We start from the raw sequence: 20,920 nt of genomic DNA on the forward strand, positions 1-20,920 counted from the left end.
AAAGTGGAGGCTTCTGTTGCCAGGCGCCTCCGGACCCCGCCTTACGGTGCTAACCGCAAGGGCTTTGATTCGGTGTTAGGGACCGCTTACGCAGCCACTGCAACCGGAGCATAGTTGTCGTTGGCAACTATAGATTCGGCCCGATAACGGCGGAACCATGCCGAGCGAAAGTCTACCCTTTACGCCCTCGTCGATCCTATTTCGCCCCCGCCGAAAGCCAGATCCTGCCTGGGTCTTGGTGGAGGCGCCGGGTACCGCCCCCGGGTCCGATGGGTTTATTTCGATAGCCGTTTATCGCCATAGCCGATCTTTCGACCGGCACCCTCAATATAGGCAGGCTGGACGGATTTTGAAAGAGTGGGGATGGGATTGAATTGCGACTCGGAGGGGCAAACCGCCTGACCTATAATGAGGTGAGGAGTACCGCATGCAGGCCTATCACGATCTCATCCGCCGCATCATGGACGAGGGCGTCCGCAAGGACGACCGGACCGGAACGGGCACCATTTCCGTATTCGGCCACCAGATGCGCTTCGATCTCAGCGAGGGTTTTCCGCTCGTCACCACGAAGAAGCTGCACCTGCGCTCCATCATCCACGAGTTGCTCTGGTTCCTGAAAGGCGACACCAATATCTGCTACCTGAAGGAGAACGGTGTTTCGATCTGGGACGAGTGGGCCGATGAGAACGGGGACCTCGGTCCTGTCTACGGCAAGCAGTGGCGCTCCTGGGCCAAGCCCGATGGCGGCACGGTCGACCAGATCCGCTGGGTTCTCGACGAGATCCGCCGCAATCCGGACAGCCGCCGCCTCATCGTCTCCGCCTGGAACCCGGCCGAGCTCGACAAGATGGCGCTGGCGCCATGCCATTGCCTGTTCCAGTTCTACGTCGCGGAAGGGCGGCTCTCCTGCCAACTCTATCAGCGCTCGGCGGACGTGTTCTTAGGGGTCCCCTTCAACATCGCGTCCTATGCGCTTCTCACCCATATGATGGCGCAGGCGACAGGCCTGCAGCCCGGCGACTTCGTCCATTCCTTCGGCGACGCGCACCTCTATCTCAACCACCTGGAGCAGGCCCGCCTTCAGCTCTCCCGGGAGCCGAAGTCCCTGCCGAAGCTGCGGCTCAACCCGTCCGTGCGGTCACTGTTCGACTTCACCTACGACGACATCGCCATCGAGGATTACGACCCGCACCCGGCCATCAAGGCTCCCGTCGCGGTCTGACAATCATGAATCGGCGCGAGGTCATCGAGAGCGCCGTCCGCATCCTCGCTCCGCGCATTCCCCGGCACGAGTTCGAGGCCGTGACGGACCACGCGCTTGGCAGCCGCGGCCTGTACGGCGCCGCGCCTGAGGCAGCGGCCTGGCTGTCCCTCACCGCCTATATCCGCCACCGGCTGACGGATTACGACAGTCTTCTGGACGATGGATACGATCAGGAGAGCGCCCGGTTCTTCGTGCTAGACGATATGAACGCTGTCCTGGAGGAGTGGGGTTCGCCGCGGCGCGTTCAGGTTGAGGATGAAACGGAATAAGCTCGACAGTTCATCGGATAATCGTCACAAGGCATCATGACCCTCTCGATCCGTAAAGCCGAGCCACCCGACGCTTCGCTCATCTTCCGTTTCATCCGGGAACTTGCCGAGTATGAACGGCTGGCGCATGAGGTCGATGCGACGGAGGCTGACATCGCGAAGGCGCTCTTCGGCCCCAACCCGCGCGTCTTTGCCGATATCGCTGAATGGGGCGGCGAGCCTGCTGGCTTTGCCCTATGGTTCTATAACTTCTCCACCTTTCGCGGGCGCCACGGGATCTATCTTGAGGATCTCTTCGTGAAACCGGAACTGCGCTCCAAGGGGATCGGCCGGGCCCTGTTGCGGCATCTGGCCGGCCGGTGCCTAGCAGAAGGGCTGGCACGCCTCGAATGGTGGGTGCTCGATTGGAACGAGCCGGCGCTCAAGGTCTACCGTTCGATCGGGGCGGTTCCGATGGACGAGTGGACGGTTCAGCGGGTGACGGGCGAGGCCCTGCAACGACTGGCGGAGGAGCCATGACCATTCCCCTCATCCTTGTGGTCGCGATGGCCGAGAATGGCGTCATCGGGCGGGACAACCGCCTGCTCTGGCGGATCAAGACCGACATGGGACGCTTTCGCCGCCTCACCATGGGCAAGCCGATGATCATGGGACGCAAGACGTTTCAATCGATCGGCAAGCCGCTGCCGGGCCGGGAGACCATCGTGCTGACCCGCGACGAAGGGTTTTCTGCCGAGGGGGTGCATGTGGTCCACACGTGGGAAGAGGCTGTGGCCAAAGGGGAAGAACTCGCGGTCAGGGCGGGAGCCGAGGCGGTCGCCGTGGCCGGTGGGGCGGAGATCTATGGGCTGGCCCTGCCGCATGTGCAGACTCTCTTCCTGACGCAGGTCCATACGGCGCCCGAGGGCGACGCGGTCTTTCCATCCTTCGACCGGTCACACTTTCGCGAGGTCAAGCGCGAGGACCATCCGAAAGGACCGGATGACGAGCATCCATTTACCTTTATTGATCTCGAAAGACGCCGTTGAGCCGACTCACGGTTGACGAAGCGGTTCAGAATCCCCAATTCGCAGGCTTGACAGGCGGAAGAGGCAACACCCACAACCGTCTCAAGTTTCTTATCGGCCGTCCCGGCCGGTCTCTTCGTAAGTGAGGAAAGGCGTCCTATGCCTTGGAGTAACCAAAGCGGCGGCGGTGGCCCCTGGGGGCAGCGCGGCGGATCGGGAGGCGGCAAGAGCCCATGGGGTTCGGGCGGCCCGCAGGGGAACGGCAATCCTCCGGATCTTGAAGATATCCTGCGCCGCAGTCAGGACCGGCTGAAGAACTTCATCCCTGGCGGCTCCATGGGAGGCCGGGGTCTGATCGTTCTCGTCCTGGGCGTCATCGCCGTCTGGCTGCTCACCGGCTTCTACACGGTCCGACCCAACGAGGTCGGTATCAACATGATCTTCGGCAGCTATACGGGAACGTCGGGCGAGGGCCTGCGCTACAACCTGCCTTACCCGATCGGCCGCGTGATGAAGCCTAACGTTACCGCCCAGCAGCGGGTCGAAGTGGGATATCGCTCCACCCCGACAGGCCAGGGTCGTGCGCGCGACGTGATCGAAGAGAGCCTGATGCTCACCGCCGACGAGAACATCGTCGATATCGATTTCGATGCCGTGTGGCAGATCAATCCGGCCCGTCCGCAGGATTACGTATTCAACCTGCAGAACCCTGACGGCACCATCAAGTCGGTGGCTGAGAGCGCCATGCGCGAGGTCATCGGCCGCCGCAACATCCAGGCCATTCTCACCACCGAGCAGGCGAGCGTTGCCCAGGAGGTGCGCGAGATCATGCAGGAAGCCCTGGATGCCTATGGCGCCGGCGTGCTGATCAACGTAGTCCAGCTCCAGGCGGTCAGGCCGCCGTCGGAAGTCCAGCAGGCCTTCTACGACGTCAACGCCGCTCAGCAGGATGCGGTGCGCGTGCAGAACGAGGCAGGCGCCTTCGCCAGCCGCGTTGTTCCGGAATCTCGAGGCGAGGCTGCTCGCACCATTCAGCAGGCAGAAGGCTATCGTGAGCAGGCGGTGGCTGATGCGAGCGGTCAGGCTGCTCGTTTCCGCCAGGTCTATGAGGAGTACCGCAAGGCTCCGGATGTCAGCCGCGAGCGAATCTTCATCGAGACCATGGAGCGCGTTTACGGCGGCGTCGACAAGATCATCGTCGACCAGAACGGTCAGGGTGTGGTGCCCTTCCTGCCGCTCAACCAGATGCAGCAACGCACGCAGCCCCAGGGCAACGCAGCTAACCCGCAGGGAGCTACCCGATGAACGGCTCGACTCTTCGCACGGGCCTCCTGATCCTGTTGGGCCTGATCGCCATCGTTCTCTACAGCTCGATCTTCATCGTGCAGCAAACCCAGTACGCGCTGGTGCTGCGCTTCGGTGCGGTGCAATCCGCCATCTCGGAACCCGGCTTGAAGTTCAAGCTGCCGCTGGTCGACAACGTCACCTATTTCGAGAAGCGGGTGCTCGATCTCGACCTGCCGGTCCAGACCCTTCTGTCGGCTGACCGGCAGAATCTGGAGGTCGATGCCTTCACCCGCTACCGGATCATTGATCCACTGCGGTTCTATCAGGCTGTCGGCAATGTTGCTCTGGCGAACCAGCGACTGCAGAGCTTCACGAACTCAGCCATGCGTAACGTTCTGGCCAGCGCCTCGCGCGATGCCATCGTGCGCACCGAGCGTTCCGTCCTGATGAATCGCATCCAGGATGATGTGAACCGGCAGGCGGGAAGTCTCGGTATCGAGATGATCGACGTGCGCCTGACACGGGTCGATCTGCCGGCTGCGAACAGCCAGGCGGTGTATCAGCGGATGCGCACCGAGCGTGAGCGCGAAGCGGCCGATATCCGGGCCAACGGTCAGCAGCAGGCCCAGACGATCCGGGCCCGTGCCGAACGCGAGGCGACCGTGATCCGCGCTGAGGCCAATCGACAGGCTGAGGAACTGCGCGGTCAGGGCGATGCGGACCGCAACCGCATCCTCGCCGAAGCATTCGGGCAGGATCCGGAATTCTTCTCCTTCTACCGGTCCATGCAGGCTTATGAGACCGGTTTGAAGGCGGGCGACACCCGCCTCGTGTTGAGCCCGGATTCCGATTTCTTCCGCTATTTCAATGATCCGACGGGTCAGCGCGGTCGCGGAGCCTCCCCAGCCCGACCGGCCCCTGCTCAGCCAGCGCCGGCTCAGCCGGCTCCAGCCCAATAAGCCTGCCTGATGTTGGACTTGATTTCAGCCCTCGGCCTCGCTCTCGCGGTCGAGGGCATTCTATTTGCGGCCTTCCCGGACGGGATGCGCCGGGCCATGTACGAGGCCGCTCACAGCCCGAGCGACCAGATGCGGATCGTCGGCATCATTTCGGCGGTGCTCGGCCTCGGGGTGATCTGGCTTGTGCGTCAGTTCGGATAGACAGAGCCCCCGCTTGCGGCGCGATGGCTGCTTGAATGCCGGAGCCAAGCGCCAATCTATATGCACAAACTCCGAAAGAGGATTGTCGATGAACATAGCCACGAACGCGCTGGCGCCTTCCAAGGCAGTGCTGCCCCAGCGTCCCCTGCGCCGGCTTGCTGCGTACTGCTTCGCGGTCCTGACCTTGGTCGCGACAGCGATGCCGCTGCCGGTCTATGCCCGTTCAGCCCCTGAGTCCTTTGCCGATCTGGCCGACGAGGTCACGGGCGCCGTGGTCAACATCTCGGCCTCGACCACGGTTGAGGCGCGCAATCGCACCCTGCCGCAGCTGCCGCCCGGCACGCCTTTTGAGGATCTCTTTGAGGAGTTCTTCAACCGCCGTGGCCAGGGTGGTGGCCCTGGCAGCCCCGGTGGCGAGAATTCACCCTCGCGTCCGCGCAGCTCGAATTCTCTCGGCTCCGGCTTCGTGATCGATCCGTCCGGCATCGTGGTGACCAACAATCACGTGATCGGCGATGCCAACGACATCAGCGTGATCTTCCCCGATGGCACGCGCCTGAAGGCGGAAATCGTCGGCAAGGATTCCAAGGTCGATCTGGCCGTCCTGAAGGTGAAGTCCGACAAGCCCCTCAAGGCGGTGAAGTTCGGTGATTCCGAGACCATTCGCGCGGGCGACTGGGTGATGGCGATCGGCAATCCCTTCGGCCTTGGCGGCTCCGTGACGGCCGGCATCGTGTCGGCCCGCGGCCGGAACATCGAGTCCGGTCCCTACGACAATTACATTCAGACGGATGCCTCCATCAACAAGGGCAATTCCGGCGGTCCGCTCTTCAACATGAATGGCGAGGTCATCGGCATCAATACGGCGATCCTCTCTCCCACCGGCGGCTCGGTGGGCATCGGCTTCGCGGTTCCCGCGTCTACTGCGGTGCCGATCATCGATCAGCTGCGCCAGTTCGGCGAGACCCGCCGCGGCTGGCTCGGCGTACGCATCCAGAACGTGGACGATCCCACCGCCGAGGCCTTGAATCTCGGTACGGCACGCGGCGCGCTCGTGGCCGGCATCGACGACAAGGGACCGGCGAAGCCCGCCGGCATCGAAGTTGGCGACGTAATCGTTCGCTTCGACGGCCGGGAGGTGAAGGATTCCCGTGACCTGCCCCGGATCGTTGCCTCCTCGCCCGTTGGCAAGGCGGTTGACGTGACGATCATCCGCAAGGGTCAGGAGATCACCCGGCAGGTGACCTTGGGACGTCTGGAAGACACCGAGAAGCAGGCCAGCCTGCAGCAGCCCTCGACCGAACCTCCGACGGCAACCCGCCAGGCTCTTGGCCTCAACATGTCCGGCATGACGGACGAGCTGCGCCGGCGCTTCAGCCTGAAGGATGACCTGAAGGGCGTGGTGATCACCCGTGTCGACCCGAACTCGGCCGCGTCCGACAAGCGGATCCAGGCCGGTGAGGTGATCGTCGAGGTCAACCAGGAGCCGGTCTCCAACCCGGCCGATGTGACCAAGAAGATCGACGACCTCAAGGCGCAGAACCGTAAGTCGGCCCTGCTTCTGGTGGCGAACGCTCAGGGCGAGGTCCGCTTCGTGGCCCTGTCCATCGAGTAATCCGATCTGAGATCGACAAACAGGAAGGCGGCTCCAGGGCCGCCTTTCTTGTTTTCAGGGATGTCTCGGAACAGCCTTGGCTTATTCCTGCACGATCTCGCCGGCGTCGTATCCCTGCGCATAAAGCAGCGCCGACAGGTCTGCATGATCGAGCCGGGCATGTGCCGCGGCTGCAACGGCCGGCTTTGCCCGGAAGGCTACGCCGAGGCCTGCCTCTCCCAGCATGGCGAGGTCGTTGGCGCCGTCACCCACGGCCATCGTCTCGTGCGGGGCCAAACCGAAGCGGGCGCGCAATTCGATCAAGGTCGCAAGTTTTGCCTCGCGACCGAGGATCGGCTCTTCGACAAGGCCGGCGAGCTTCTCGCCCTCCAGGATCAGATGGTTCGAACGATCCTCATGAAAGCCGATCTTCGCCCCGATGGGGCCGGTGAACAGCGTGAACCCACCTGAGACGAGGCAGGTATAGGCACCATTGGCCCGCATCGTCCGCACAAGCGCGGCTCCACCGGGTGTGAGGGTGATGCGCTTCTCGATGATCTCATCGACCACATTGACGGGCAGGTTCTTCAACAGGGCTACGCGCTCGCGCAGAGCCGGCTCGAAGGCGATCTCGCCGCGCATGGCGCGCTCGGTGATCTCGGACACTTCCGCCTTCAGCCCCACGTAATCGGCGAGTTCGTCGATGCATTCCTGGCCGATCATGGTGGAATCCATATCAGCCAGGAAAAGGCGCTTGCGCCGGTGGGCTGACGACTGGACGACGATGTCGATGGGCTGACCGTCCAGCGCTTGGCGCAATGCGGCCTCGATAGCTTTGATGTCCTGCGCGCCGGATATTGCAAGATCCGCCGCGATCCCCCTTGCCAGAATGGCCTGTTCCGTCTCTTGTCCAAGCGCCCGGGCCGCCCGGGTCACGATCTCGTCGGTGACGGCCGGCTGGGATGGATTGGCGATCAGGGTTGCGACGAGGGAATTCGAAGGTGACGCCATTGGGGAGACCTGGCTGTGAGTGACGTTCGGGTCGGCGCGGTTCTCATCGCAGGGCCGACCGCATCAGGCAAGTCCGCTCTGGGCATCAGGCTGGCTCAGGCTCTCGATGGCGTGGTGATCAATGCCGATTCCATGCAGGTCTACCGGGACTTGCGGGTGATCACCGCCCGTCCTACTTCGGACGAGGAAGCCCAGGTGCCTCATCGGCTCTATGGCCATGTGGATGCCGCCTCCAACTTTTCCGTAGGCCGCTATGTGGCCGATGCCGTCAAGGTTCTGCAGGAGGTTGAGGGCAGTAAGCTGCCGATCTTCGTGGGCGGCACGGGCCTCTACTTCAAAGCCCTGACGGAGGGGCTCTCCGACATGCCGCCTGTTCCGGAGGAGGTCCGCGAGCAGGTGCGCCGGGAGAGCGAGGGATTGGAGACGCCTGAGCTTCACCGGCTTCTCCTCGAGCGCGAACCCGAAACGGCCCGGACCTTGCGTCCCTCCGACCGCTTGCGCGTGCAGCGGGCCCTTGAGATCTTCGCGGCGACCGGCCGTCCGCTTGTGTCATTCCATGGCGCCCGCGAACCGGGCCCCCTGGCGGATCGCCCTGTCCTCAAGCTCTTCCTCGCCCCGAACCGGGATGAGTTGCGTCAGCGGATCGACCGGCGGTTTGAGTCCATGATGGAGCAGGGGGCGCTCGAAGAGGTAGAGGCCTTGGGTCGGCGGAACCTCGATCCCATGCTCCCGGCCATGCGGGCGCATGGCGTGCCCGGTCTGCTGGCGTACCTGCGCGGAGAGATCGCCCTCAACGAGGCCATTGCCAAAGGGCAGGGGGACACGCGGCGCTATGCCAAGCGCCAGTTCACCTGGTTTCGTCATCAGCTGCCGGATTGGCAATGGGTCGAGCCCGAGCAGGGTTTCGAGGCCGTGATGGCTCGCATCAATGGCCCGTCAGATAGCCCACTGCCATCTGATAGAAGGTGATGAAGATCTCGAACACGATCAGGAGAACGATGATCAGTTCGAGGCGTAAGGACCGCTCGGTGTCGATGATATCGGTCAGGGCCTGAGCCGTATCGCCCAGCACCTCCAGCTTGCGGTGGAGCGCGGCGGCGCGCTCCTTCAACTCGTACTCGTCTTCGAGGCGGGCATAGAGACGTTCTAGGTCCGGGCGGTCCCACAGGACGTCCGGCTTCTCCTCCACGGCGACGCCGCCGGACATGCGCTGACGGACAAGGAGGGCTTGGCCGACCTGCTTGAGGATCCTGCGGCGGTCGCGGGGGCGGCGCCCCTGTTCGGCAAGGTGCTGAACGGAGGGCTCGACGAGCTCGAAGGCTGCCGTGGCCTCCCGCTCGTCCCGGGCGAGAGTGGCGCTCTTGGACAGGGCGTCCGCGATGACGAGCAGGCGCTCGGTGGACATCTGCTTGATGTAGATCGGGCCACCCGGAGGGATCTGGTCGTCCCGGTCGGGCGAGATCTCGATAATGGCGGTTTCTTCCTCATGACGGGCGAACTCGCCGGAAATCCGCTGGCGCAGGCTGCGGATAACCTCGTCCTCCTCCAGAGGCGTGAGGCCGACCAGAACGGCCACGCCGTAGCGGAAGAGGGCTACGAATCCGTCCTGTCCGGCTCGGAAGGCGAGGGGCGTCGTGGACAGGACGTCGCTGCGCTCCAGCCCGGCGACATCGAGGCGATCGCCTAAGAGGAGGGCGCGGGCCGTGAGACGCAGATTCTGCGTCGGAGCCCCGGTTGATGATACGGTGTCGGTCATAGTCATACGACTAAAATAGGGGGCTTAATCTAAAAGCTAAGCCGCTTCCCGCCAAGTTGCCCCCGCTTGACCGAATGAAATGGATCGTCTAGCGTCTGCGCAACTTTTGAATTGAAGAGCTGCCCCAATGCGCAAGCTTATTCTCGTAGTACGAGCGCCATCGACGGAGCGGGATTGACCCGTATGTCCGGCGATGGCGTACAGGCCCCCTCAGGGGCCTTTTTTATTGCCCAGATTTCTTGAGAAACAGCAGAAGAGACCGACGGAGCGAGACCATGAGCGAGACGATGACCGGAGCCGAAATGGTGATCCGAGCCCTGCACGATCAGGGGGTCGAGCATATTTTCGGCTATCCGGGCGGCGCGGTACTCCCCATCTACGATGCCCTGTTCCACCAGGACAAGGTGCAGCACGTTCTCGTCCGTCACGAGCAGGGCGCGGTCCACGCGGCTGAGGGTTATGCCCGCTCCTCCGGCAAGCCTGGCGTGGTGCTGGTGACATCGGGCCCCGGCGCGACGAATGCCATCACAGGCCTTGCCGACGCGATGATGGATTCGATCCCACTGGTCTGCATCACCGGCCAGGTGCCGACTCATCTCATCGGCACGGACGCGTTCCAGGAATGCGACACGGTGGGCATCACGCGCCACTGCACGAAGCACAACTATCTCGTCAAATCCATCGAGGATCTGCCGCGCGTTCTGCACGAGGCTTTCTACGTGGCGCAGAATGGCCGTCCGGGTCCGGTTGTGGTCGATCTGCCGAAGGACATCCAGTTCAAGACCGGCTCCTATGTGCGGCCCCTGAGCAATCAGCACAAGACCTACCGCCCGACCGTGAAGGGCGACATGGAGCACATCCGCGCGGCCGTCGAGCTGATGGCCAATGCCAAGCGCCCGGTCTTCTACACGGGCGGTGGTGTCGTCAATTCCGGCCCGCATGCCGCGACGCTGCTGCGCGAACTCGTGAGGCTCACGGGCTTTCCGATCACCTCGACCTTGATGGGCCTCGGCGCCTATCCGGCCTCCGACACGCAGTGGCTCGGCATGCTCGGCATGCACGGCACTTACGAGGCCAATCTCGCGATGCATGAATGCGACGTGATGATCAATATCGGGGCACGCTTCGACGACCGCATCACGGGACGTCTCGACGCCTTCTCGCCCTTCTCCAAGCGCATCCATGTGGACATCGACCCGTCCTCCATCAACAAGACCGTCAAGGTGGACATCCCGATCGTCGGCGATTGTGCGCATGTGCTGGAAGACATGGTACGCCTGTGGCGCCAGAATGCGCATCAGGCCGACAAGGTGGCGCTGAAGGATTGGTGGGGCAAGATTGAAGGCTGGCGCGCTCGCAACTGCCTCGGCTTCCGGAATTCGAACGAGACCATCAAGCCGCAATATGCGATCCAGCGTCTCTACGAGCTCACGAAGGACCGGAAGACGTACATCACCACGGAAGTGGGACAGCACCAGATGTGGGCGGCCCAGTACTTCAAGTTCGAGGAGCCAAACCGCTGGATGACTTCGGGCGGGCACGGCACTATGGGCTACGGCCTGCCGGCCGCCGTCGGCGCACAGCTGGCGCATCCCGACGCGCTGGTCATCGACATCGCCGGCGAAGCCTCGATCCAAATGATGCTGCAGGAAATGTCCACGGCCCTGCAGTACAACCTGCCGATCAAGGTGTTCATCCTCAACAACGAGTATATGGGCATGGTGCGCCAGTGGCAGGAACTGCTGCATGGCGGCCGCTACTCGCACAGCTATTCCGAGTCGCTGCCCGATTTCGTGAAGCTCGCCGAGGCTTATGGTGGCGTCGGCATCCGCTGCGACAAGCCGGGCGATCTCGACGCCAAGATCCTCGAGATGATCAACGTGAACCGTCCGGTGATTTTCGACTGCCTCGTCGACAAGGCCGAGAACTGCTTCCCGATGATCCCGTCGGGCAAGGCCCACAACGAGATGCTGCTCAACGACTATCTCGGCGAGACGGGAGCCGATATCGGCTCCGTGATCGACGAGAAGGGCAAGATGCTGGTTTGATCTGGAAAGTGTGAGCCATGCCAACTCTCGTCATTGCCAACAAGTGCTACTCGTCCTGGTCCTTACGGCCCTGGCTGCTGATGAAGCAGCTCGGTGTCGCCTTCGACGAGATCGTCATTCCGCTCGATCTGCCGGATACCAAGCAAAAGGTGCTCAAGCACTCGCCGGCCGGCAAGGTCCCGATCCTGATCGACGGCGATGTGACCGTGTGGGAAAGCATCTCCATCATGGAGCATGTGGGCGAGGCCTATGGCGCTGCCGTATGGCCTGAGGATCGTAGTGCTCGTGCCATGGCGCGCTCTGTTGCGGCTGAGATGCATGCAGGGTTCTCAGCTCTGCGCTCCGCATGCCCGATGAATCTTGGTAAGAAATATGCCTCCAGAGATCGTGGTGAGGCCGTTGCACGGGATGTTGCCCGCTTCAGCGCGATCGTACGCGAGGCACGGGAACGCTTCGGTGCAGGCGGCCCGTTCCTCTTCGGCGCCTTCTCAGCGGCGGATGCCATGTATGCACCGCTTGCGACACGCCTTGATACCTATTCCATCACTCTCGACGTCACGACACGTGCCTATGTGGACACGATCCTATCGCTGCCGGCCTTCCAGGAATGGCGCTCGGCGGCACTCAAGGAGGAGTGGATCGTCCCGGCCGACGAGGTGGATGAGGACGCAATCGAGAACTACCGCAAGGCGGCTTGAGGCTTGAAAGACATTCGGGAAACCAGACCATGCTCCAGATGAAGACTCATTATCCCGATGCGACCCGCGTCGAGACCTCCCACCGGCACACGCTGGCCATCATCGTCGACAACGAGCCTGGCGTTCTCGCCCGCATTGCGGGCCTGTTCTCGGGCCGCGGCTACAACATCGAGAGCCTGACCGTCACCGAGACCGAGCACGAGGCGCATATCTCGCGCATCACCATCGTGACCAATGGCACCGACAGCATCATCCAGCAGATCAGGAGCCAGCTGGAGCGTCTCGTACCGGTGCATCGCGTGGTCGATCTCACCCTCACCGGTGAGGCGGTAGAGCGCGAGCTCTGCCTCGTGAAGGTCGTCGGTAAGGGTGATCATCGCGTGGAGGCCATGCGGCTGGCATCGGCCTTTGGGGCCCGTACGCTCGATGCCACGCTCACGTCCTTCGTCTACGAGCTGACTGGCACGACGGACGAGGTCGAGCGCTTCATCAAGCTCATGACGGCCGTGGGTCTCGTCGAAGTCTCCCGCACCGGAGTCGCCGCCATGGCGCGCGGTGCGGAAGGCATCCGCTGAGGGTCAGCCCCTGAAATCGCTTTCCTTCAGGAACGCTTCCTCCTCAGGCGTCGTCTCACGTCCCAGGATGGCGTTGCGATGAGGGAAGCGGCCGAAGCGGGCGACGATATCGTGGTGGTGGTGGGCGTACTTGACGGAATCCTCCCCCCCGAGAGCTTCGTTCAACGCTACCGAGCGCTCCTGATCCGCCAAGGATTCCGAGTGCATGAAAGGCAGGTAGAAGAACCGGCGGAAGGGCGGGTCCACCTTGTGGTCGAAGCCACGCTCGATGGCGCGGTCAGCGGCCATGAGGGCGACTGGATCGGTCTTGTAGGTTTCGCGCTGTCCCCGGAACATGTTCCGGGGGAACTGGTCGAGGAGGAGAATGACGGCGAGCGCTCCGTCCGGGGTGAGCTCCCACTCATTGAGGTCACCACGTGCCGCGGCCTCATAGGTGGGCATGAAGCGATCCCGGCAGGCTTGGTCGAAGGCTTCGTCCTTCGAAAACCACTTCTCCGGACCGGCTTCGCGCCAGAATGAGATAACTTCGTCGGGAGTGGCAAGGCGCTGCATGCGGCTTCGTCCTTCTCGGTCGAGAGATGAAATTACAATCTAGAGCATTGGAGAGCGGTTTGAACTCTCCGAGCTCGGATCGTTTGGGCAGAATCGGTTCGCCCTGCACCGGATGCAGGGATGGATCGCAGTTTTGCTACAAACAGCAGCTTGTCAGCGCAGTTTTATTCGCTAAAAGCGGCGCCTGATAAATCAATGTTGCGCTCATTCCGTCTGGATGGTGCAGCGTCAACGAAGGCCGGGGGAAAAGCCCCCTTTGAGATAAGGGACTTGAGGACCATGCGTGTCTATTACGATCGCGACGCAGATATCAACCTGATCAAGGGCAAGAAGGTCGCCATCGTCGGCTATGGCAGCCAGGGTCATGCCCATACGCTGAACCTGCGCGATTCCGGCGTAAAGGACATCGTGGTGGCACTGCGCAAGGGCTCGCCCTCCGCTGCCAAGGCCGAGAAGGCCGGCATCAAGGTCATGGAAGTGGCCGAGGCTGCCGAGTGGGCCGACGTGGTCATGATGCTGACCCCCGACGAGCTGCAGGCCGACATCTACCGCAACGACCTTCAGGACAACATGAAGGAAGGAGCCGCGCTCCTCTTTGCTCACGGCCTCAACGTTCACTTCAACCTGATCGAGCCCCGCAAGGACCTAGATGTCCTCATGGTCGCCCCCAAGGGCCCCGGCCACACGGTGCGCTCCGAGTACCAGCGCGGTGGTGGCGTGCCGACGCTCATCGCGATCCACCAGGACGCCACGGGCAACGCCCATGACATCGCGCTCTCCTATGCCTCCGCCAACGGCGGCGGTCGCGCCGGCATCATCGAGACCTCCTTCAAGGAAGAGTGCGAGACCGATCTGTTCGGCGAGCAGGTTGTGCTCTGCGGCGGCCTCGTTGAGCTGATCAAGGCCGGCTTCGAGACCCTGACCGAGGCAGGCTACGCCCCCGAAATGGCCTATTTCGAGTGCCTGCACGAAGTGAAGCTCATCGTCGACCTCATTTATGAGGGTGGCATTGCCAACATGAACTACTCGATCTCCAACACCGCCGAGTTCGGCGAATACGTCACCGGCCCGCGCATCATCACGGCCGAGACCAAGGCCGAGATGAAGCGCGTTCTGGAGGACATTCAGTCGGGCAAGTTCACCCGCGACTGGATGCTCGAGAACAAGGTCAACCAGACCTCCTTCAAGGCGACCCGCGCGCGCAACGCCGCCCATCCGATCGAGGATGTCGGCTCCCGCCTGCGCGACATGATGCCCTGGATCAAGGAAAAGGCTCTGGTCGACAAGAGCCGGAACTAAGCGCCATGAGGCGGGGCGGGGCTTGAAACCTTTATTTTCTTAGGAAAAGATTCTGCCACCGCCTCGCCCGCAACTCTTGCGCACCGGCAGATGTAAATTTGCGAGCCTGGAGATTTCCGGCTAGGGGGCTTTGAGCCGCAAATGTCGGACAGCCCATGAGCGCATCGATCCTGACCGAAGACCTGCCGGAGTTTGAGGCGCCCCTTTGGGCGGGCCTCGATCCTGTAATGCGCCTCGAGCTCCAGGCGGAACTCCAGCAGGTGGTACTTCCGGGTGGGGCGGTCCTGTTTCAGGAAGGCGACCCGGCAGACGCGCTCTACATGCTCGTCTCGGGCGCGCTCGGCGTGTCCGTTCAGGGCAATCACGGCGAGCAAAGGCGCGTCGCCCGCATCTTCCCTCCAGAGACGATCGGGGAAATGGCCCTGATCTCGAATGCCCCCCGTTCAGCCACCGTAACGGCTGTGCGGGACTCGGTGCTGCTCAAGCTGACCCGGGAAGCCTTCGAGCGCCTCGTGGCGCGCCATCCGGCCGTGATGGTCTATCTGTCCAGGCTGCTTGCCGACAGGCTCCGCGCAACCACCCGCAGCAGCCCCATCACCTTCAAGCCCACCACTTTCGCCATCGTGCCGGTCACCCAGGGCTTGGCGGTGGCCGACTTTGCCCAAGCCTTCCTCGGGGAGATGCGGCGCAGTCATGGAGCGAAGGTCGATCTTCTCGATGCCATGCCGTCCGAGGAGGATGAGAACTGGCTCTACCGCTTCGAGGCCAGCCGGGAGCGGGTCATCTATGTCGCCTCCGAGCCGTCGGGCCCCTGGACCGGGCGCTGCATCCGCTACGCCGACCACGTGATCTTCCTGGCCTGCCCGGGCGAGCCCCTGGTCCCTGAGGCGGAGGCGCTGACCTGCGCCGTGTCATCTTGGCGGCGCCATGACTTGGTGCTGCTTCAGAAGGTGGATGCCTCCCGTCCGGCACCGACACATCCGTCGCTCGCTCGCCTCCCCGTGGACAAGCGCATTCATGTGCGGGCGGAAAACTCGGACGATCTCCAGCGCCTGATCCGCACGTCGAGCGGGCGTGCCGTGGGACTGGTGCTGGCAGGGGGAGGGGCCCGGGGCTTCGCGCATCTTGGGGCCATTCAGGCCCTGCGCGAATACGGTTTTCCCATCGACCTTGTCGGAGGCACCAGCATCGGATCCGTCATGGCGGCAACAGCTGCCATCCAGATTGGTCTGAATGAGGCCAAGGACCTCATGAGGGATGCCTTCGTGACGAACCCGCCACTGAACGACTACACGCTCCCGCTTATTGCGCTCGTGAGGGGAAAAAAGGTCGATGCGCGATTGTTCGAGCATTTCGGTGACCTGAACATCGAGGATCTCTGGCTGCCGTTCTTCTGCGTCTCGTCGAACCTCACGACCGGCACAACCCATGTGCACCGCCAGGGTGCGCTCTGGCGTGCCTTGAGAGCGAGCCTTGCCATTCCCGGCTTGCTGCCGCCGGTCATTGAGCCAGAGGGCGTGCTCGTGGACGGAGCCATGATGAACAACCTCCCGGCGGACATCATGTCTGACCTGCAGAGAGGCCCGGTGCTTGGGATCGATGTGGCGCGGGACGTTGCCTTCACCACTGCGGGCGAGGAGGAGAAGAAGGCGCCGTTTCTGCGCCGGCTCCTCGGCCTTCCAGCCCAGGCGCCGGATATCGTCAGCCTGCTCTACCGGGCGGCCACGATCTCCAGCGATGCCCAGACGCTCAGGGCCCGCGCTCATGCGGCCCTCGTCATCCATCCTCCGCTGGCGGACGTGCCGCTGCGGGGCTGGGAGCATTTTGAGAGAGTGGTCCAGATCGGCTACGAGCACACCCGAGACCGAATCGAGGCGGGCGCTCTCGATGGGTTCAAGGCGGCTTGAAATTACTCAGATGCTATAGACGGTGCCATGTCATGGCGGCGGCAGCCGCCATGAGGCAGAGGATGAGACTTAGCCTTTCCGAGCGGGGCCGGCAGAACTGGTACACAGCATGGCTGCTTCCAATAGCCAGGATAAGGCACCAGAGATCCTGCGCGAAGTAGTTGATCTTCGTCGGACCGAGCAGGGGCTGCGCCGCCCTCCAGGTTTCAGCCATCCAGAATGCTGAATAGACCAGCCCCACGAAACCCCAGATGCATGGCCATCAAAGAGCCGGCAGGCCCGTCGCAAGCGGGTTCACGCCCTCTGCGGACAGGGGTACTGGTACAAGGTATGGTTCTGATGTTGATAGTGTCACGGCAGCATTTCGAAATGTTATAGCTAAGTCAATAACACCGCGAAAAGCCGCTGTGACCTATGGAAATGGATAGGCCTAAGAATAAGCGAAGCGAAAAGCCGTCAGCCCTTACTGCTGATTGCTCTTCGTGTTCTGGGCCTTGTTATTATCCTGCTTGCCGGGGTCTTTGCGGTTCTTCATCGTGCCGCCGGAGCCGCGGGTATGGTCGTCAGGATGCTTCTTGCTCTCGCCGGAATTGTCGCCGTTCATCTTGCCTTTGCCCATGAAGGCCTCCTTTGGTGATGGAGGTTAATGAGCCCTCCGACCTGAGGTTCCCGGGTGCGTGGCCCTACCACATCAAGTATTGCGCCAGTCCAGCACCGGGCGCTAGGATGATGAAGGCCCAGACGGAGGCCGAGGCCAGGTTAGCGGCCTGGAACAGCACGCCTGGCATCAAGAAGATGCCGGCGATCAGGGCAATAACGGCCCGGATAGGCCCGAAGAACCGCCCCAGGAACACCGCCCAGGGGCCGAAACGCTGGAAGAAGTCCTCTCCGCGCACGATCAGCGTGGGGTTGCGTGACAAGGGCCAGACTCCGTAGGCCGCCTTCTTGTAGCGCTGGCCGATGGCATAGGAGACCCAGTTGCCCAAAAAGGCCCCACAGACGGCTCCGGTCCAGGCCAGCCAGAAAGGGATGTCCGCTGCGGCCAGAATGAAACCCACGGCGATCAGGATCGTCATGGTCGGCAGGAGCAGGGACACGAAGGCCAGAGACTCGGCAAAGGTCATCAGCCCGAGTACGAAAGGAGCATAGCCCTGGTGGGTCTGCACAAACTCCAGGACGCTGTTCTTCCAAAATTCGATATCCATCAACCCGATCCGGCTCCTTGGTCGTTGGGGAGATATAAGCATTTGCAGTGGATCAGACAGATCCAATCGCATTCGTGATGAATAGGATCACATCGCGCGATTTGAAGCTGGGCTCGTGTTGCGCTAACTCGGGACCAAGGGGGCAAGAGCCATGAACGTTCTCTCGATCCAATCCCATGTCGCCTACGGTCACGTAGGTAACGCCTCGGCGGTCTTCCCGATGCAGCGCCTCGGCGTCGAGGTGTGGCCCATCCATACGGTCCAGTTCTCCAACCACACCGGCTACGGCTCATGGAAAGGCCGCGTGTTCGATGGTCCCGCCATCGAGGATCTGGTGGAGGGCATTGCCGAGCGCGGCGTTCTCGACCGCTGCGATGGTGTTCTCTCCGGCTACATGGGCTCGGCCGATATCGGCAACGCCATCCTGTCCGCCGTGGCACGGGTGCGGTCCCTTAATCCGGAGGCCCTCTATTGCTGCGATCCGGTGATCGGCGATGTGGGTCGCGGCGTGTTCGTGCGTCCGGGAATCCCGGAATTCATGCGCGAGCAGGCAGTGCCTGCGGCCGACATCATAACGCCGAATCAATTCGAGCTGGATTATCTGTCAGGCCTCACGGCACAGACCCTAGACGATGTGAAGCGGGCAGTCGCAATCGTGCACGAGATGGGCCCTAATGTCATTCTCGTCACCTCCGTCGAGACCAAGGAGACGCCTTCCGACAGCGTCGATCTCATCGCCGGCGAAAATGGGCGCTTCTGGTGTGTGCGGACGCCGAAGCTGTCGCTGTCCGTCAATGGAGCAGGGGATGCCATCGCGGCGCTCTTCTTCGTTCATTATGCCCGTTCACGCTCAGCCCTGACCGCCCTTGCCGAAGCCTCGGCGTCTGTCTACGGCTTGCTCAAGCGCACGGAAGAGGCAGGCTCCCGCGAGATCCTGACCATTGCGGCGCAGGATGAATTCGTCTCGCCCACCCGTCGCTTCGACGTTGAAGAGGTTTGATCCGCATGTCCCGCCGCTTTGTCACCCTCGATGTCTTCACGGGCGAGCGCTTCGCCGGAAATCCTCTCGCCGTAGTGCTGGATGCCGAGGGGCTCGACACAGTCGCGATGCAGCAGGTCACGAAGGAGTTCAACCTCTCCGAGACGGTCTTCGTCTTTCCGGCATCGGATCCGCGCCAGCGCGCCGATATTCGCATCTTCACGCCGGCGCGCGAACTGCCCTTCGCCGGCCATCCGACAGTGGGAACCGCCGTGCTCCTGGCGCTGCTCGACCAGAACGGCGAGCCAGGCGCGGTTGCCTTCGGGCTCAAGGAGCAGGTCGGGATCGTGCCCTGCGCCGTCGAAGTGATGGATGAAGCGAGCGGCACTGCCCGCTTCCGCCTGCCGCGTCTACCTTTCGTGTGGGGCGAGGGTAAGGATTCTACGACCTGCGCTTGGGCGCTTGGTCTCGACCCCACGGAAATCGGCTTCGACCGCCACATCCCGAGCCGCCACTCGGCAGGCGTCGCTTATGATCTCGTGCCCGTCGCATCTCTTGAAGCCCTGGCGAAAGCCAAGCCGCAGGGTGAGGCCTTCGACAAGGCGTTTGGCGACAGCGATCACCCCGCGCCTTATGTTTACGCCCGCATCCATCAGGCGGATGGATTGCGCTTTCGGGCCCGCATGTTCGGGTTGGGCATGGGAATTGTGGAAGATCCAGCCACCGGCTCCGCTGCAGCCGCGTTCGCGGGCGCGCTCATGCAATGCGAGCCCTTAGGCGATGGCGAGCACAACATCGTCATCGAGCAAGGCGTGGAGATGGGGCGCCCGAGCGAGATTCGTCTGCAGATGATCATCAAGGATGGTGCGCTCACATCGGCTGAGATCGGCGGCGGCGCGGTAATGATGAGCCGCGGCGAGATCTTCGTGTGAAACGCGACATCCAGATCCGGCGTGTCTCCCGCGTCGAGGCATGCTGCCGCCCGTACGACTGGGCATGGCCGCAGCACAACAGGGCTTTCATCGAGGAGAACTGGAAGCGGCGCACCGCGGGCAAGCCGCAGATGTTCAACGGGCGCGTGCTGCTCCTGCAGGATGTTGCCTTCGAGCAGGACCTGTGCCGCAACACTTACTTCGAGGTCGACTACGCCGACTTCGTCGCGTGGATCGACAAGGGTTACCCCGATCCTGCCATCGCCAACGGTTTCGCCATGGGTGCGCTGCGCGGATCGGACGGCGCTTTCATCTGCGGCGTGATGGGCAACGGAACGACGAATGCGGGCCGCGTCTATTTTGCGGCCGGCACGCCGGATCCTTCCGATCTAAGACCTGACGGGACCGTGGACCTCGCCACCAGCCTCACCAGGGAGCTTGCGGAGGAGACGGGTTTGCGGGAGGGCGACTACCATGTGGATGACGAGTGGATCATCGTCCAACGCTGGCCGACCATCGCTCTTCTTCGCATGGTGACTCTGCCGGTGACGGCGGAAGAGGGCGCGGCGAAGATCCGCGCCAATATCGCCCGGCAGCATGAGCCTGAACTGCAGGATGTGCGCATCATCCGAGGGGCGGGGGACATCGCCCCCGAGCGGATGCCGCTCTTCCTGCAATCCTTCTTCGGCTGGGTTTTCGATCAGAGATAGCCGTGGCGCGCCTTCGTGGCGTTGACCATCCGAACAGCCTCGGCATCGCGTCCGGCGGTGCACGCCGCTTTGGCCTGCGTGATCTCCCGGTCTACACGGTTATAGACGGATTGGTTCACATGCCCCATGGCCAGGTCATTGCTCATAACGGCGCGGTAGCGGCTAATCTCGCCGCTGCAACCGGTGCCGGAGCTGCCGGCCATGACACCGGTGCTGGCGGGTGCAGTGGCAGTCTGATTGCAGGCGGAAAGCGCGAGGGCGCCGGTCAGGAGCAGGGCGGGGGTGACGATCTTCATGGATGGATCTCCTCGATGGATCTCGCGAGCGAGAAATAAAGGCCAAGCTTGGTCTGTTCTAGGGCACTTTCCCGGGAGACCAGTCCCGTCGAGCTTCGAGTCATAACCCATCCAATAGTTGAGCCTTCTCTTTTCATTTGTTTCAACGGCTTGCCATTCGAAGCGAGCGCCGTTACAAACGAGCCCGTTGTTCGCGGCTTCAAGCTCGCGACCGAGGAGGATTTGGGCAGCGATGATCATCGGCTCCCCCAGCGCAAGAATGAACGGCACCGCTTCTGCGGCCGCTCGCGCGCGCCTTCTTGGTCTCCTTCTCCTTAGCTGCCCCTGAGGGTCGTCTGGGCGTTGCCGCCTGGGCTCTCAGGGGTTCTGGA

At 62.7% G+C, this 20,920-nt stretch carries 23 protein-coding genes and 1 other RNA gene; 17 read left to right on the forward strand and 7 right to left on the reverse strand.

The window, feature by feature from the left end:
- Positions 1-2 precede the first annotated feature (2 nt).
- Positions 3-359, reverse strand: a transfer-messenger RNA (tmRNA) gene (gene ssrA, locus JKL45_RS04540).
- Between the two features lie 68 nt (positions 360-427).
- On the opposite strand from ssrA, the gene JKL45_RS04545 reads away from it, so the two are divergent.
- The 8 genes from JKL45_RS04545 to JKL45_RS04580 all read left to right on the forward strand — a co-directional run bounded on the left by JKL45_RS04545 (position 428) and on the right by JKL45_RS04580 (position 6,602).
- Positions 428-1,222 carry a thymidylate synthase gene (locus tag JKL45_RS04545; RefSeq protein WP_201859927.1) on the forward strand — a complete coding sequence of 265 codons (795 nt, stop codon included), beginning with the start codon at positions 428-430 and terminating at the stop codon, positions 1,220-1,222.
- A 5-nt stretch (positions 1,223-1,227) separates the two neighbouring features.
- Positions 1,228-1,533, forward strand: a complete 306-nt coding sequence (locus JKL45_RS04550) for a DUF2293 domain-containing protein (protein ID WP_201859928.1) — start codon at positions 1,228-1,230, stop codon at positions 1,531-1,533.
- A 36-nt stretch (positions 1,534-1,569) separates the two neighbouring features.
- Positions 1,570-2,052 carry a GNAT family N-acetyltransferase gene (locus JKL45_RS04555; RefSeq protein ID WP_201859929.1) on the forward strand — a complete coding sequence of 161 codons (483 nt, stop codon included), beginning with the start codon at positions 1,570-1,572 and terminating at the stop codon, positions 2,050-2,052.
- Complete coding sequence (locus JKL45_RS04560) at positions 2,049-2,561, forward strand: dihydrofolate reductase (RefSeq protein WP_201859930.1); 513 nt, start codon at positions 2,049-2,051, stop codon at positions 2,559-2,561. Before JKL45_RS04555 ends, JKL45_RS04560 begins: the two co-directional genes overlap by 4 nt.
- 138 nt (positions 2,562-2,699) lie before the next feature.
- A complete protein-coding gene (gene hflK, locus JKL45_RS04565; RefSeq protein WP_201859931.1) occupies positions 2,700-3,845 on the forward strand; it encodes an FtsH protease activity modulator HflK in 1,146 nt (381 codons plus the stop codon).
- Positions 3,842-4,786, forward strand: coding sequence for a protease modulator HflC (gene hflC / locus JKL45_RS04570; protein WP_201859932.1), 945 nt, complete (start codon positions 3,842-3,844; stop codon positions 4,784-4,786). The genes hflK and hflC overlap by 4 nt, the downstream gene beginning before the upstream one ends.
- A 9-nt stretch (positions 4,787-4,795) precedes the next feature.
- Positions 4,796-4,987 carry a DUF2065 domain-containing protein gene (locus JKL45_RS04575; protein WP_201859933.1) on the forward strand — a complete coding sequence of 64 codons (192 nt, stop codon included), beginning with the start codon at positions 4,796-4,798 and terminating at the stop codon, positions 4,985-4,987.
- 88 nt (positions 4,988-5,075) lie between these two features.
- Positions 5,076-6,602, forward strand: coding sequence for a DegQ family serine endoprotease (locus JKL45_RS04580; protein WP_201859934.1), 1,527 nt, complete (start codon positions 5,076-5,078; stop codon positions 6,600-6,602).
- Positions 6,603-6,683: 81 nt separating this feature from the next.
- On the opposite strand, the gene serB is transcribed toward JKL45_RS04580, so the two are convergent.
- Positions 6,684-7,592, reverse strand: coding sequence for a phosphoserine phosphatase SerB (gene serB / locus JKL45_RS04585; protein WP_201859935.1), 909 nt, complete (start codon positions 7,590-7,592; stop codon positions 6,684-6,686).
- Between the two features lie 15 nt (positions 7,593-7,607).
- On the opposite strand from serB, the gene miaA reads away from it, so the two are divergent.
- Complete coding sequence (gene miaA, locus JKL45_RS04590; protein ID WP_201859936.1) at positions 7,608-8,561, forward strand: tRNA (adenosine(37)-N6)-dimethylallyltransferase MiaA; 954 nt, start codon at positions 7,608-7,610, stop codon at positions 8,559-8,561.
- On the opposite strand, the gene JKL45_RS04595 is transcribed toward miaA, so the two are convergent.
- Positions 8,518-9,348, reverse strand: coding sequence for an RMD1 family protein (locus JKL45_RS04595; protein ID WP_201859937.1), 831 nt, complete (start codon positions 9,346-9,348; stop codon positions 8,518-8,520). The two genes, miaA and JKL45_RS04595, sit on opposite strands and share 44 nt — an antisense overlap.
- Positions 9,349-9,623: 275 nt before the next feature.
- On the opposite strand from JKL45_RS04595, the gene JKL45_RS04600 reads away from it, so the two are divergent.
- From JKL45_RS04600 to ilvN, 3 genes are read left to right on the forward strand one after another with little or no spacing between them, the layout of a single operon-like run.
- On the forward strand, positions 9,624-11,396 hold the full coding sequence (locus JKL45_RS04600) for an acetolactate synthase 3 large subunit (protein WP_201859938.1): 1,773 nt from the start codon (positions 9,624-9,626) through the stop codon (positions 11,394-11,396).
- 17 nt (positions 11,397-11,413) lie between these two features.
- A complete protein-coding gene (locus tag JKL45_RS04605; protein WP_201859939.1) occupies positions 11,414-12,094 on the forward strand; it encodes a glutathione S-transferase family protein in 681 nt (226 codons plus the stop codon).
- Between the two features lie 29 nt (positions 12,095-12,123).
- Complete coding sequence (gene ilvN / locus JKL45_RS04610; RefSeq protein ID WP_201859940.1) at positions 12,124-12,669, forward strand: acetolactate synthase small subunit; 546 nt, start codon at positions 12,124-12,126, stop codon at positions 12,667-12,669.
- A gap of 3 nt (positions 12,670-12,672) precedes the next feature.
- Here ilvN and JKL45_RS04615 read toward each other — a convergent pair whose 3' ends face one another.
- On the reverse strand, positions 12,673-13,221 hold the full coding sequence (locus tag JKL45_RS04615; protein WP_201859941.1) for a DUF924 family protein: 549 nt from the start codon (positions 13,219-13,221) through the stop codon (positions 12,673-12,675).
- A gap of 279 nt (positions 13,222-13,500) precedes the next feature.
- Here JKL45_RS04615 and ilvC point away from each other — a divergent pair, with 279 nt between their 5' ends.
- Positions 13,501-14,520, forward strand: a complete 1,020-nt coding sequence (gene ilvC, locus JKL45_RS04620; protein WP_201859942.1) for a ketol-acid reductoisomerase — start codon at positions 13,501-13,503, stop codon at positions 14,518-14,520.
- A 155-nt stretch (positions 14,521-14,675) separates the two neighbouring features.
- On the forward strand, positions 14,676-16,427 hold the full coding sequence (locus tag JKL45_RS04625; RefSeq protein WP_201859943.1) for a patatin-like phospholipase family protein: 1,752 nt from the start codon (positions 14,676-14,678) through the stop codon (positions 16,425-16,427).
- Positions 16,428-16,890: 463 nt separating this feature from the next.
- Here the strand turns inward: JKL45_RS04625 and JKL45_RS04630 are convergent, their stop codons facing one another.
- Positions 16,891-17,046, reverse strand: coding sequence for a hypothetical protein (locus JKL45_RS04630; RefSeq protein ID WP_190844160.1), 156 nt, complete (start codon positions 17,044-17,046; stop codon positions 16,891-16,893).
- A 64-nt stretch (positions 17,047-17,110) separates the two neighbouring features.
- Positions 17,111-17,632: a DedA family protein gene (locus JKL45_RS04635; protein WP_201859944.1), complete on the reverse strand. Its 522-nt coding sequence runs from the start codon at positions 17,630-17,632 to the stop codon at positions 17,111-17,113.
- A gap of 151 nt (positions 17,633-17,783) precedes the next feature.
- Here JKL45_RS04635 and pdxY point away from each other — a divergent pair, with 151 nt between their 5' ends.
- From pdxY to JKL45_RS04650, 3 genes are read left to right on the forward strand one after another with little or no spacing between them, the layout of a single operon-like run.
- Positions 17,784-18,632 (forward strand): pyridoxal kinase PdxY, encoded by an 849-nt coding sequence (gene pdxY / locus JKL45_RS04640; RefSeq protein ID WP_201859945.1) that lies wholly within the window; start codon positions 17,784-17,786, stop codon positions 18,630-18,632.
- A gap of 5 nt (positions 18,633-18,637) precedes the next feature.
- Positions 18,638-19,543: a PhzF family protein gene (locus JKL45_RS04645; protein WP_201859946.1), complete on the forward strand. Its 906-nt coding sequence runs from the start codon at positions 18,638-18,640 to the stop codon at positions 19,541-19,543.
- Positions 19,540-20,253, forward strand: coding sequence for an NUDIX hydrolase (locus tag JKL45_RS04650; protein WP_201859947.1), 714 nt, complete (start codon positions 19,540-19,542; stop codon positions 20,251-20,253). The genes JKL45_RS04645 and JKL45_RS04650 overlap by 4 nt, the downstream gene beginning before the upstream one ends.
- Here JKL45_RS04650 and JKL45_RS04655 read toward each other — a convergent pair.
- Positions 20,244-20,549: a hypothetical protein gene (locus tag JKL45_RS04655; protein ID WP_201859948.1), complete on the reverse strand. Its 306-nt coding sequence runs from the start codon at positions 20,547-20,549 to the stop codon at positions 20,244-20,246. The two genes, JKL45_RS04650 and JKL45_RS04655, sit on opposite strands and share 10 nt — an antisense overlap.
- Between the last annotated feature and the right edge of the window lie 371 nt (positions 20,550-20,920).

The organism is Microvirga soli (assembly GCF_016734765.1).
GTDB lineage: Bacteria > Pseudomonadota > Alphaproteobacteria > Rhizobiales > Beijerinckiaceae > Microvirga > Microvirga soli.

Coding starts and splice junctions, on each gene's coding strand:
- JKL45_RS04545 (WP_201859927.1), top strand. CDS start 428: ATGCAGGCCTATCACGATCTCATCCGCCGCATCATGGACGAGGGCGTC.
- JKL45_RS04550 (WP_201859928.1), top strand. CDS start 1,228: ATGAATCGGCGCGAGGTCATCGAGAGCGCCGTCCGCATCCTCGCTCCG.
- JKL45_RS04555 (WP_201859929.1), top strand. CDS start 1,570: ATGACCCTCTCGATCCGTAAAGCCGAGCCACCCGACGCTTCGCTCATC.
- JKL45_RS04560 (WP_201859930.1), top strand. CDS start 2,049: ATGACCATTCCCCTCATCCTTGTGGTCGCGATGGCCGAGAATGGCGTC.
- hflK (WP_201859931.1), top strand. CDS start 2,700: ATGCCTTGGAGTAACCAAAGCGGCGGCGGTGGCCCCTGGGGGCAGCGC.
- hflC (WP_201859932.1), top strand. CDS start 3,842: ATGAACGGCTCGACTCTTCGCACGGGCCTCCTGATCCTGTTGGGCCTG.
- JKL45_RS04575 (WP_201859933.1), top strand. CDS start 4,796: ATGTTGGACTTGATTTCAGCCCTCGGCCTCGCTCTCGCGGTCGAGGGC.
- JKL45_RS04580 (WP_201859934.1), top strand. CDS start 5,076: ATGAACATAGCCACGAACGCGCTGGCGCCTTCCAAGGCAGTGCTGCCC.
- serB (WP_201859935.1), bottom strand. CDS start 7,592: ATGGCGTCACCTTCGAATTCCCTCGTCGCAACCCTGATCGCCAATCCA.
- JKL45_RS04595 (WP_201859937.1), bottom strand. CDS start 9,348: ATGACCGACACCGTATCATCAACCGGGGCTCCGACGCAGAATCTGCGT.
- JKL45_RS04600 (WP_201859938.1), top strand. CDS start 9,624: ATGAGCGAGACGATGACCGGAGCCGAAATGGTGATCCGAGCCCTGCAC.
- JKL45_RS04605 (WP_201859939.1), top strand. CDS start 11,414: ATGCCAACTCTCGTCATTGCCAACAAGTGCTACTCGTCCTGGTCCTTA.
- ilvN (WP_201859940.1), top strand. CDS start 12,124: ATGCTCCAGATGAAGACTCATTATCCCGATGCGACCCGCGTCGAGACC.
- JKL45_RS04615 (WP_201859941.1), bottom strand. CDS start 13,221: ATGCAGCGCCTTGCCACTCCCGACGAAGTTATCTCATTCTGGCGCGAA.
- ilvC (WP_201859942.1), top strand. CDS start 13,501: ATGCGTGTCTATTACGATCGCGACGCAGATATCAACCTGATCAAGGGC.
- JKL45_RS04625 (WP_201859943.1), top strand. CDS start 14,676: ATGAGCGCATCGATCCTGACCGAAGACCTGCCGGAGTTTGAGGCGCCC.
- JKL45_RS04630 (WP_190844160.1), bottom strand. CDS start 17,046: ATGGGCAAAGGCAAGATGAACGGCGACAATTCCGGCGAGAGCAAGAAG.
- JKL45_RS04635 (WP_201859944.1), bottom strand. CDS start 17,632: ATGGATATCGAATTTTGGAAGAACAGCGTCCTGGAGTTTGTGCAGACC.
- pdxY (WP_201859945.1), top strand. CDS start 17,784: ATGAACGTTCTCTCGATCCAATCCCATGTCGCCTACGGTCACGTAGGT.
- JKL45_RS04645 (WP_201859946.1), top strand. CDS start 18,638: ATGTCCCGCCGCTTTGTCACCCTCGATGTCTTCACGGGCGAGCGCTTC.
- JKL45_RS04655 (WP_201859948.1), bottom strand. CDS start 20,549: ATGAAGATCGTCACCCCCGCCCTGCTCCTGACCGGCGCCCTCGCGCTT.